At 50.6% G+C, this 11,643-nt stretch carries 10 protein-coding genes and 1 pseudogene; 4 read left to right on the top strand and 7 right to left on the bottom strand.

The features are described 5' to 3' along the window. Positions 1–264: 264 nt before the first annotated feature. Entirely contained in the window at positions 265–543 is a 279-nt protein-coding gene (locus FKW19_RS12185; RefSeq protein ID WP_116100450.1) for a DUF2312 domain-containing protein, read from the bottom strand. Between the two features lie 697 nt (positions 544–1,240). Here FKW19_RS12185 and FKW19_RS12195 point away from each other — a divergent pair. Together FKW19_RS12195 and FKW19_RS12200 are read left to right on the top strand one after the other, a co-directional pair. Then, entirely contained in the window at positions 1,241–2,254 is a 1,014-nt protein-coding gene (locus tag FKW19_RS12195) for a thiol:disulfide interchange protein (protein WP_116100347.1), read from the top strand. Beyond that, positions 2,251–2,865: a hypothetical protein gene (locus FKW19_RS12200; protein ID WP_116100348.1), complete on the top strand. Its 615-nt coding sequence runs from the start codon at positions 2,251–2,253 to the stop codon at positions 2,863–2,865. The genes FKW19_RS12195 and FKW19_RS12200 overlap by 4 nt, the downstream gene beginning before the upstream one ends. 389 nt (positions 2,866–3,254) lie before the next feature. Here the strand turns inward: FKW19_RS12200 and FKW19_RS15780 are convergent, their stop codons facing one another. From FKW19_RS15780 to FKW19_RS15790, 6 genes are all read right to left on the bottom strand, one after another. Beyond that, the gene (locus FKW19_RS15780; RefSeq protein WP_238331347.1) at positions 3,255–3,494 is read right to left on the bottom strand and encodes a hypothetical protein; all 240 of its coding nucleotides are present in this window, start codon (positions 3,492–3,494) and stop codon (positions 3,255–3,257) included. Positions 3,495–3,658: 164 nt separating this feature from the next. Further along, a complete protein-coding gene (locus FKW19_RS12215; protein ID WP_116100350.1) occupies positions 3,659–6,031 on the bottom strand; it encodes a DotA/TraY family protein in 2,373 nt (790 codons plus the stop codon). Between the two features lie 7 nt (positions 6,032–6,038). Continuing rightward, complete coding sequence (locus FKW19_RS15785; protein ID WP_238331348.1) at positions 6,039–7,415, bottom strand: hypothetical protein; 1,377 nt, start codon at positions 7,413–7,415, stop codon at positions 6,039–6,041. 14 nt (positions 7,416–7,429) lie between these two features. Further along, the gene (locus FKW19_RS12225) at positions 7,430–8,605 is read right to left on the bottom strand and encodes a hypothetical protein (RefSeq protein ID WP_116100351.1); all 1,176 of its coding nucleotides are present in this window, start codon (positions 8,603–8,605) and stop codon (positions 7,430–7,432) included. Then, positions 8,605–9,168: a hypothetical protein gene (locus FKW19_RS12230; protein WP_116100352.1), complete on the bottom strand. Its 564-nt coding sequence runs from the start codon at positions 9,166–9,168 to the stop codon at positions 8,605–8,607. The genes FKW19_RS12225 and FKW19_RS12230 overlap by 1 nt, the downstream gene beginning before the upstream one ends. A gap of 407 nt (positions 9,169–9,575) precedes the next feature. Next, a complete protein-coding gene (locus FKW19_RS15790) occupies positions 9,576–10,043 on the bottom strand; it encodes a hypothetical protein (RefSeq protein ID WP_238331349.1) in 468 nt (155 codons plus the stop codon). Between the two features lie 217 nt (positions 10,044–10,260). Between FKW19_RS15790 and FKW19_RS12240 the strand changes: the two genes are divergently transcribed. Both FKW19_RS12240 and FKW19_RS12245 read left to right on the top strand, forming a co-directional pair. Then, positions 10,261–11,088 (top strand): helix-turn-helix domain-containing protein, encoded by an 828-nt coding sequence (locus FKW19_RS12240; protein ID WP_116100354.1) that lies wholly within the window; start codon positions 10,261–10,263, stop codon positions 11,086–11,088. 38 nt (positions 11,089–11,126) lie between these two features. Then, positions 11,127–11,643: pseudogene (locus FKW19_RS12245) on the top strand (IS5 family transposase); the annotation flags it as partial.

The following is an 11,643-nucleotide window of genomic DNA, read 5'->3' on the forward strand; positions in this document are numbered from 1 at the left end:
GAAAACTGAGACTGGACGGATACCGAAAGGGAGTCGTGAAATAACAAATTCCACCCCCCGGATTCTTGCAAGATGGTTTCCGAAAAATCACAAATCAAACCTGCAGGTCAAAACCAGAAATGGCGGTACAGTCGCAGTTTACAGCCACAATGATTGTCGCAGGATCAGTTCCTTGCATGGGTTTTAACTCCATGACGGCCGTATTAGGGGTCAGGTTGCTATATTGAAGATTAATGCGCTCAGTTAGCAGCCAGTGAAACAAGTTCACATACCGAGAGCACGCCGATAGATATCGAGAAGTGTTTCCTGTTCTTCAATCTCAGCCGGCTCCTGCTTACGCAGGCGAATAATCTGTTTGACGGTTCTAACGTCAAACCCGGCTGATTTTGCTTCATTGAAGACGTCCTTGATATCCGCTGCGAGCGCTTTGCGCTCTTCTTCAAGACGTTCAACTCGTTCTATAATTGAACGCAACCGATCAGCACCAATACCGCCTACCTGCGTATCTGAATCAGGATCATGATTTTCAACCGTAGCGAGCATATTTCCTCCTCCTCACGTTATGGAAGAAATATGCAAACCAATGATGCGACCGAACAGGAGAAAATACGGTGATAGCGTGATTGGTTGTGACAAAAACGACACATACTAAATTTTGGGAAAGGCTGAGTCTTCACGGTCTCGTGTAAGGGGGTTTCTCTCCGTTGCGTGAAATGTTTTATTTGAAGACCTACTCAATAACTATCCGTAATAACCTAACCAGCGAGGAAATACGGAAATAGCGCATAGTCGGCCCATTTTGGCGACACGTGGAGAACATTTATGCACGAAGAATTCTCAAGGGGTTTTTCTTCTCTTGCATCGCTGGCAAAGGAAGATTTACCGACATGCGTTCGAGAAGCCATCGTCTTTTTGGAGCAACATATTTGCCGGGTGATACCAGATTGCCCCCACCCCATTCTAAGATCATCGCTTGTCCTAACTTTGTCTTTTCCAAGAGAGCAATGGGTACACCATATTGAGACGGTGAAATATCATAGACGTAAGGCTACATCTCCTGAAAAACGCCAAATTACTCGTTTCTTGAGGATTATAAGACCTATCCTACCTGAGGTAACACCAGAACCACTACATTGGATACCATCCAGCACTCTCTCTAATTTTAGTAGAGGCAAAAAAAACCATTCGGTCGCATCCTGACCCGATAAATTTTCTCCCGACATCACGTTGGGAGAATATCGTGCTACGTTTCTATCCGCTTGCCCTTGCTGTTACCCTGGTTGCTCCGACGTTCGCCTGGGCGCAACAATGCGCAGTCTCTACTGATAGCAAAACGGGATCTCCAGCCACGGCGGTACCCCCGCCCCTTGTTCAACACGAAAACACACCTGATACAGGGGATGCCCTAAAGCACCTTACAGGTTCAGGCGCTCAGCTTTCTGGGCAAGGCCAGTTTCATGGTTTCGAGACCGGCGTTGCTTACACCCCAGATCGTGTTTTTGTTTATTTCATGCCTAAAGATCGGAAAAGCGTACTGGGCGGCACAGCCATTCCAGTGCCGTATGACACTTTGCGATCCCTTTCAGGAAAGCGCGCAACAGATCTCGAACCATGGCAAGGTATCCGGGGAATGTTTCTGCAGAACGGGACACATTTCCAGGTAATATATGCCACGCCTGATGCTCAGGCTGCTATAGCAGGCTCGCTCTGGGACGCATCTGGACGGGATATCACCCGACAACAGATCCAGCACATCCCAGGAGCTGTCCCCACTGTGCATATGGACAATGCACAGATTACTCAAACCGCTCTTGCTGCTTTGCATGGTGGGGACGTGGGCTTAGCTTCTGCTCCCTCTGCAGTGATGTTGATAGATCCACAGTGCATGTACTCTATCCGCGCTGCTCAAAATCTTATGCCGTTAGTCCAGTCTGGTAAACTTCATCTGAAAGTCGTGCCCCTTTCAGTTCTTGATTATGAAGATCGCGGTGAAAGCACCCTCAATGCCAAGGCCATGTTGTCCTATTCGCCTCAGGAGATGGTACGCGCATGGATCGACGGTCATTTACATGAGCGGGCTGACTCCCCTTCAGCTGAAGCAACAGAACAACTTGAGTCGAATGGGGCTTTTGCCAAGAGTATCTCTTTGAAAGGAACCCCAACATTTCTATGGATCAAAAAAGACGGGTCACTGGGCCGATTTGAGGGCAACCCGACTGATAAAGAGTCCTTTGTGCGGGAGCTGAGCCAATGAGCAAAAAAGACAACCCGCCGCCTCAGACTGCGAAAAAAGGGATCATCCGGACCTCGGTTAAAGTAGCCACCCACATCACAGGCTCTCCCGTGGAAGCTGTTGGGTGGCGGCGTATAATAAGTAATTTCAATGTCATCAGGTTGCTTTGGACAATTCTAAAGTTATCTGCGCGGCCAAATCCCGAAGAGACTGTAAATGGCAAAGGGCAGGAGATTTTAGACAGCCCTGCTCAGGCCGATGTTGTCGGCCGGCAATTGCCCAGCATTCGTCAGGCTGTCTCATATAGTCACCTGAGTGACCAAGATCTGGCACTTGTTATCATGAGACGGCAGAAAGAGACCTTTATTCGGGCCTATAGTGCTGGACTGATTGCAACAGTGCTGTTTGGGTTGTGGGCACTGGAAATGATTTTTTTTCCATGGACAGGCAACCGACTTCTTGCCTCTATTGCGTTCTTGCCTTTCCTTGCCCTTCTGGGGTCAGTCTCTTTGTGGAATTGCTCACTCAACTGGCAGTTACGGACAGGACAGATCGCAACTTTCAGACAGTTTATGGATAGAGCAGATAGTATTTTTCCCCGACTGCCCATAATGAAAGGGCCGCTCAAATAGAGCGGCCCTTTCTTCTACCAAGTGCCTGGCGGGGCGTTCTGATCGCCACCGCTTGCACCTGTCGCCCAGGGCGAATGTTCATAATCCTCCCGGCCGGTATCGTTACGTGTATCCGTAGGTTTCACGATCGTGCCCTGCCGATTGTAAACTGGTGGTGCCCAGATAGCTCTTGCAGAGCCGTAAGCCGCGTTGGGCTCATAATACAAATTATGCAGCTTAGGAGGTTTCGGACCATGGGCGCGGGACGCGGATTCAACGTTTCCCCCATCACAGGCTGTCAAACCTAACATCAGGGCAATCGGAAGATAAAAATAAGGCCGCATTGTCTTCTCCTTTGTGGTGGATCAGACGATGCAGCCTCATCATGCGACAAGAAACACCTATGCGCCCTATGAATCCTTAGTATTGGTTTTCTTGCATAGTCTGGCATGGCGCATAGTCAGATCAAACAAACGATCATCAAGCATAACGGCATGGGCTTTCTCAGCTTCAAGCTGTCGTTTCAGTTCATCGTTAGCGGCATTTGCCGCCGCTAACTGTTTTTCAAGATCCGCAGATTTCCCACGCTCCACAGCTAATTCAGCATTCAAGCTATCTAAACGCTCACCAAGTGTCTGAACGGCCCTCACACCTTTGCGAGCAAGCTGGAGAACTTGATCGTAGCTTGCAGCATTGCTCCGGTCAAAAAGTGTACTGATAAAACGGCTATTTTATTCAGCACAACTGGCAGAGTTCCGACCCAGCATGTATGCCGCAAAAGCTCCTAGGCCACTGTCAGACATGATGCTTTCCCTCATGAATTCTTTTTCAGAGTAGTATCTATCAATCCAGAGCTTTTCTCAATTCCTTTTTGATTGGGCATCTCACCGCTTCCTGTCAGTGGTCTGTGATCACGCGGAGCCAACGCTGATTGCATATTTTGCATTGCTCCAGCCATACCAACCGCCGCCACATCCCTACTGAAGGCATCAATATCAATTCGCTCTCCACCACCAAAACCAAGGATTTGTGGAACACGGTTCGGGATGATTGCGATCAATCTGAACGATGCAAGTGCCAGGATCATGTGGAGCAGTACAAACATCCACACCAAAAGGAGCATGCCCAGAAAGTTGCTGACCAGCCAACCGTGTGAGAGCGCAAATCCTGCCGCCACACCGAATGTCTGATGTACCAGCCATGACATGGCATCAAACACAAAGTACCCGAAAAATAGGCCAAACAGCATCAGAGTTGGTCTGAATAATACATCAAACAAGAGCGCATAGCCTTGACGTGCGTTCCCGTGCAGACCCTCTCCGTTAAGTGTCATGTGCGCCAGCATCCATAATGGTGCGGCCACAACAGCTTCACACACCAGAATAAGCCAACTGGCGATACCGGCCATCCACATAACATAGGGTACCATCGGGAGAACAAAAGCCATTGTCAAACCTGGTATCAACATGGCCATACAACCAGCCATAATTGGCGTGGCGAAAAACTGCATCGCTATGTGTCCAATCCCGGCCGCCACTGCGCCTTCAGGCTGGCCTGCCATCAGGGATAGAATGCCAGTGCTGATTGTGCCGGCAGTCGAAGAAAGGACTGAAGCAGTACCCATGGTCGCAACAGAAATCGTAATCAACCAATGTCCCAGCGACATCAGGTTTCCGAAAGGATCTATCCAGTAACCTCCAGTGCCTGATGGTTCCATAAATCCTATCAGCATCTGTAGTGCGTAGTCGTTAAGATGCAGGGCACGAAAGAGCTGCGTGACCGTGCTGGAGCCATCGCCACCAGGCATGGCCCCTGAATAGAGATCGCTATTACCTCCCGGAGCACTCATCCCATCCGTTGTGTCAACCAGGGCATCGATATTACCCAAAAATGTATGTGCCGACTGGATCAGAGGAGCTACGTCAGAGGAGAGTGCAGAACCAATGCCACTGTAACTGGGAGTTGTAACATTCGGGGTAGCAGTCATGAGACTCAGTGTCTGACCGTTCAATCTGGCAAATTCCAGATAATAGGCCCCTGCCCCAGACCAGCTCAGGCTATCCAGTCGGTTGGCGGTGTTGGTCGCATCACCGTTCGTACCAAGCCCCCATTGATTTAAAGTGGTTGAACGATCGCTGACTGACTTCTCCAGCTCAGAGCGCATCTGTGCCGCTTTCTCAGTCAATCGTGACGTGTAATCATTTGTTGCAGTTGTCACGATATCCATCAGTGGGGCGAGATCCTGCGTCTTCTTGGACATCCAGAAATTACGGGCAACAGTTTCCACCTGCCCGCGGATATCTGCTGCAAGAACAGCATCAAGAACATTTCGCTGCATTGTCGCTGTGTCTACAGACACACCAGCAAGGTTGGTCTTTCCCATTGCCGGTGTTTCAAGGTTGATCGCGCCACACGTGGGCGTGCCGTCACCCAAAGTCATGTTATAGGCATAGTTGACAACAATCCCCTCTGAGTTCCCAGAAATACCCCTGATCGTGCGTCCTACTGGGATGGGGATAAGATCGGGATTGTTCGATGCAGCATTCAGCAAGGATCGGCAGAATTCATCTTTAACGAGATTAAGAACAATTCCTTTGGTGCCTGGGACGATAGGAGTGGCGATGGCTTTTCCATCCGGCCCAATAGCTTTCTCAGCATAGTGATAGATGGTCTTTGCCATACCAATGGCCCAGAGTGAGCCCTGAACGACCACTGCCTGACCACCACCAAAACCTGAGACAGTTGGAAACATCATCAATGCGGCCAGCCCGATCTTAACAATCGACATCTGGGATTGATTATCTCCCAATAATTTTGCTGTCTCTGCTCCCCGAAAGTTTGTTGTAAACCACAGGTAAGTCACCCAACCTGCGGCAATCGCGCCTGCAAAAGCAGACAGCCACGCAAGCATGGTGCCAATGACGGTATTTTCGGAACCAATAGAAGAATCCCCAGACGAGAATACCGGGAAAATGGAGCGCACTACGACAGCAGCCCAATCGTTTCCCGGATCCAGCAGATCCCAGGTCACTATATGAGATCCGGATGCATCTGATGCAGAAGCCGCTGCGGAATTCTGCGTCCCCCCAGTAACAGAACCTGTCTGCGCTAACGCAGATGGGAGGTATGCTATGAGTCCGAGCACCATGATCGCTGATGCCAGAACCCTTCGGAGCGTCTTAGTCATGGTTTTCTCAGCCTGGTGACATTGTTGGGCCACTTGACGGAGCAGCGCGGAAGATTGAAGCAAGGGTTTCGGCAGCCTTTTTGACCAGCTCTTTAGTTTTTTCGCTTAGTTCCTCAATCATTGAGGTGCCTGGTTTGCTACCGGGCAATCCTTCTGCTTCCTTACCAATCTGGGCATCAATTTGTGCAAACCGCTGTTCCACGCGGGCTGTTGTTCCCATCGTTTCAGCAATTTTCTGGGCAGCCTCTCTTCCTTTTCCGTAAGCCCCAAGCTTTTCGGCTGCACTTTCGAGGTGACTAGCGAATGCCTGATTATTCTCTTTTTCGGAGACGAATTGCCCATGGAGGGATTCATATTTCCCACCAGGCTTCATTTCAGATAGCACTGCTGACATCCCGCCGGGGTTGTTTGCCGCGGCTTCTGCAATCGCGGCCATAATGCTGGAACCTGGTCCCTGACGCAGAGCTTGCATAGCTTCCACGGCTTCTGAGCCCAGCTGAGCCGTGCGATCCATATCGTTCTCGGCTCTTGCCGCATCATGCTGGCTGCTCTTCTCACGCGCTCTGTCGAGCCATCCAGGAGAGAGAGAACTGGGTTCTGCTTCAATTTTACTCGCTAAAGCGCCTGCCAGCCGAGAAAAGCCGCCAACGAGTGCTGCGCCCATGCTCATCTTCTGCACCACGGGTTGCTCTGGCTCGGTCTGTGCGTCAGGCTCCGGCTTTTTCGGACTAGCGTTCTTATCGCCGCCTGCTGGATCTCGTGGTGCTGCCCCTTCAGTATTAGGTTTAGCACTCTCAGGCTCCTGCTTCGGGCCAGTCTGTTCTGATGGAGACCCGTTGCCTTCCGATTGCCCTCCTCCGGGAGACGGATGGAGTCCTGGTTTCTTTTGTTCGCCACCAGCTGCTGGCATATCATCAGGGGCGTGGTTTTCTGGGGAAGTTGCGTTGATAGCCTCATGAATCTTGTCCAGAGAAAACAGCACGTCAGGATGCTCAGGATCAGCCATACCAGAGGAGACTTGATCAACGACTTCTCGTATTTGATCGACAAGCCTCTGGTCTTTAAGTTTGGAGGTCTCAACCATCAACTGTTGGACCTCTTTTGACTGAATATTAGGTGCTGATGTCGCTAATTCTGTCATCTCTTTTGCAAGCGGATGACTGTCAGGGAGAACTTGTCCTGCTACGCGGGAAAAATCCTGTACGGCATAAGCGACCAGGGTCCGAAAATACGGATCGTCTTCATGAGATTGACCAATCTGCTCTTTTAGCCGTTCAAAACGCTGCGCGATGTTGGGTGCATTTTCCTGCACTACACCTTTTGTGCGATCCAAATAATCTAAGACATTGGCTAGATCAGTGGTCTGTTTCAGAGTGTCGGACATAGTTTTCCCTTGTGTTAAGGATTGATGGTCGGAGAGGGCATTTTGTTAGAGGCGTGCTGCATATGAGCTTCCTCTGTCTGTGCGATACCGGTCGCACCCACCGACGCCTGATAAAGACCGAGGCGGTAATTCTGCATGGCCAGATAGTTTGATTGTGCCAGCTCTGTTGCGATTTCACGCAGAACACTTGCGGTTGGCATAGCCTGTAATGACGCATTCCAGCTAACGCTGGAGACGCGGCGATTGACTTCGAGACTCATGGCCTGAAGCCATGATGCGCGATCAAGAGGCTGGAGCCCTTCTGCCTGCATTTCTTTCTTCTGATCTGCTGTGAGCGATACAGAAGGGGTCTCAAGGGCCGTGATAAAAGCGAGAATAAACCGTGCCAGAGACATACGGGCATTGTATGAGCGCCGTTGGATCATCTGCTCACGACCCATGGTGCTACTCGCTTGCTCACCTCGGATTGCAGCTGGAGCTACAGGCTGGATAAGGCTGGTAGAGTAATCATTGGCTGCATCGACAGCACCATCACTGGAGAGTGTATCGCTCATAAAAAGCGTGCTTGCCCGCTGATCTGCATTGGGCAGGCGGGAAACAGAACTGCATAGTCCAGCGTCAACATCCCCCTGAGAGCAGTAACGTCTCAAATGGAAAACTGTATTGGCATCGACCCCCTGCGCGCGGCCGTAATAAGAAGGCGTCCCTTTTGCGGCTTCACCACGCGGCTCAACAATCGTTGTAATAGCTCCCAGTGCTGATCTGGAGGCCTTCGCTGCAGCCATTGTCGCTTGTTGACTATCCAGTCCACTGCAGAACTCCGGCGACATCATATGTTCATCACGGATGCCTGTTTCTTGTTGTCGCCTCAGGAAGGCCGCCATAGCGGTGTTCTGCGCATCGGCAACCCGACTTTGTGCGGCGACTTGCCCTTTGGCATAATTAGCTTGCTGGGTGGCAGCATCGCGGATCATTGACGAGACAGAATGAGGATTACTCATGTCATTGAGGCTGTTGGTGATGTTCTCTCCAACCTTATCCATCTGCTTTCCCATAAAGCTCTGAAGAGCATGGATAGCAAAAACGACAGCCGCCTCACCTAAACCATAAGCCTGTTTCGGTTGTAAGCTGGTTGTCAGGACGCAGACACCCGCTGCAAGGAGGAAAGTTCTTGTGATCTGTTTAGCCATCAGAACACTCCGTCCATGACACTGTTGGCACTATAACCGGCCGGCAGAAGTGGATTGCTCTGGACGTAAAGCGAACCTGAGCCTGCCGATGTGCCAATTCCACCTGATGCCAGTGGGGGACCACCACCGCCAAAATTGAGTGAGGGGCACATCGTGCCACTGCCGACATTTCCAAAACCAAGGCCCAGATTGATGCCTGATAAACTCAGGCTACACTGTGTGCCGCCCATAGCGTTCCCCCAGGCACTCTGAGCAGCCTGACAGATCTGCGAGCCCAACTGGTCTTCAAGACTTTGGATGAGAGAAGCCGGATCCAGGCCACTCGTGATGACATTCAGGCCCTGACCATGAAGGAAGCCGTCCAGACAGGAGAGCGCACCGACGCTTTCAGGTTGTTTTTCATAGGCATCATTAGCCTGAACGCGTTGGTTGATAGCGTTTGCCGCCGCTTGGGTTAAATCGGCGCATCCGACACTGCCCTGTTCAGTCTGTTGTGCCAAAGCTGGGTTCGACAGAAGCCCAGCAAGAATGACGGCTGAGAAAAGGTGATCTCTTACCTTCATGAGGAAGTCTTTGCATGTGAGGGGATGATATTCGCGAGGGTTTGCAAGCGCTCAGGAGCAATTAGCCGGCCCAGTGTTTCCACCCTTGCGCGACCGAAGACACCTCTGGTGAAGGGAGAATCCCCACTCAGCAGCCCTGAGAGACTTCCATGTGGACCCGTCAGCTCATCAAGAGCCTGTCTCAGTTCATTCCAGTATTGGGGTGGTATTAACTCTAGCGTTCTGGTCCAGACTAATCGAACTTCGGGGTCCTTTAGACGATGGAGAGTGTAATCAGAACCTTGCTGCGAAATGTCTCGGGCAAGATTTTCAAGAGCCATCAAGACATCGCCGTGTTGCGTTCTGTCTCGATTGCCGTGCGGTGTTGTCACCTGCGCCATGGGTTACCTCCTGTATTGAGGTAACCGTCAGTGATCATGATGCGACGAAACAGATTTTTTTGTTAGAATTCGGACGGAATTGTGCCCAACGTCGATGGCGTAACCGAGAGGGGCCACAGTAGAGGCCAACACTCTGTTCCATGTATCTCCGCCTGCCCAGTTCACCAGCCGCGAGAGGTCAACATCCGGCGCAGACGTTACTTTCACGTGAGGAGGTACGATCTGTCTTACGGCAAAGTCCAAAGGTACGTGGTGGCCAAAGCCATCAACACGACGAAAATGGTTCTGTGTCGATTTAACCGTGACATCCTTTGTCGTCATTTCCGACATTTGCCGGAGTTTATCACTCGATGAAGTATCGTTCAGCTTCAATGCGTCTGCACGTATCGATTGACCAGGTTGAACCAGCTCAAATGCCGCATGATGGAACATGGACAGGTGGTGACCATTGGGGGCGGCTAGGCCGATAGTAAGGCAGATAGTGGGGATAATCATAGGTTTCGCTCCTTTGAAACCATATGAAAACCGTTATGATGCGACCAAAAAGCATATTAAGTCGAGTTAACACTCGATATATAGGTATTGACTGGTATTGACTGGAATGGAGTTTAACGAACGAAAGGACGTTACGCATTAGTAGAAGCACCATGATGAAGGTGCTTTGTCCCCGATCTTATGGCGATCGGGGCGCCTGCCGAGAAAGAGTTATGATATGGCGAAGAAAACGAAAGAGACGCAGGCCAACGCGAAACTGTTTAAAGATGGACTTCTGTACCGTAACATCAGTAGAACTCTAATTGAACAGTGTACACGTATTGGTATTACCACAACGACTTTGTCAAAACTGTCTGGTATCCACTTAAGTACGATCAAGTATTTCAGGACAAGCCAGAGAACAGGTAAACCCTTTTCTGCTGCAACTTTTTTCGGGCTGACAAAAGCATTACAGCTGGATTTTGATCAAGTTCTCCCGCCTCATGGAGGAGCTTTGGTCCCTTTCCCAGAACCTCTAACACAAAAGGATGTTGAAAGTCTTCTAGATGCGGCAATGTTGTTGGAAACTTCCAAACCAGACCTTCTCAAGTTAATGAGGACATTATCCGACATGGCCAGACCAACAAACCCGGCCATAGATGAAACGACTGCTGTATTCGCTGCCGAAGCCGGATTTAAAGTAGCCCCCCCCGGCTCACTAGAATCCCTTATTATGATAGGGAGACGGGTCCGGAGCCTTAGAATTGTTAGAGGATGGGGCAGAGGAGAACTCAGAACAGCTTCGGGTGTTCCATTTTCATCGGTCTTTGCTATTGAGGCTGGCTTACAAAATCCTTCAATGCAAACGTTATATCAACTTGCTGAAGCGTTAAGCGCGCCTGTTTCATTCTTCTTTAAAACTGACGCTGAAACAGAAAAAGATCAACTTGATTTAGAACGGCGAGCAGCATCAATAATAGCGAGTGGTCAAATCGGGTCAGTCAACGAGATGTTATCAACGGTAGAATATTTATTTCGTACATCGACTGGTACACCACCTTACTAGGGCTTGTTAGCGCTTGAAATTTTTCCTATATTGCAGGGATGGAAGAAGGAGACGGAACAGGCCCTTTTACGGACGAGACATGGGCGATCTGGGAACCTCTGATTGAAGCGGTTCGCCCACGAGGCAAGACACCGCCGCATGATCTGCGATGGACCATAGCAGCGATTTTCTGGCGTCATGAGAATGGCGCGAAATGGCGGAGTATCCCCACTGAACTGGGTCCGTGGTGGCGGGCGGCACAGCTTTTCATCCGCTGGGCGAAGCTCGGCGTATGGGAACGCCTGCTCGAACTGGTTCAGGAACAACACGGAGTGGCGCTCGGAATGACTTTTCTGGATGGCACGAACATCAGGGCTCACCACAAAGCGGCGGGAGCCCAAAAAAAGGGGCCTCTTTCAAAGAGCGAGACCATCGTGAAGCACTTGGCCGCTCTCGCGGCGGCTATGGCACGAAAGTCTGCGTGATCGCAGATGGACATGGAAAAGCCTTCGGTTTTGCGCTGGCCCCTGGACAGGCTCATGAACTGCCTCTGGCACCAGCCATGCTCGACAGCCT

The organism is Acetobacter sp. DmW_125128, assembly GCF_008704325.1.
In the GTDB taxonomy this organism is placed as follows: Bacteria; Pseudomonadota; Alphaproteobacteria; order Acetobacterales; family Acetobacteraceae; genus Acetobacter; species Acetobacter oryzifermentans.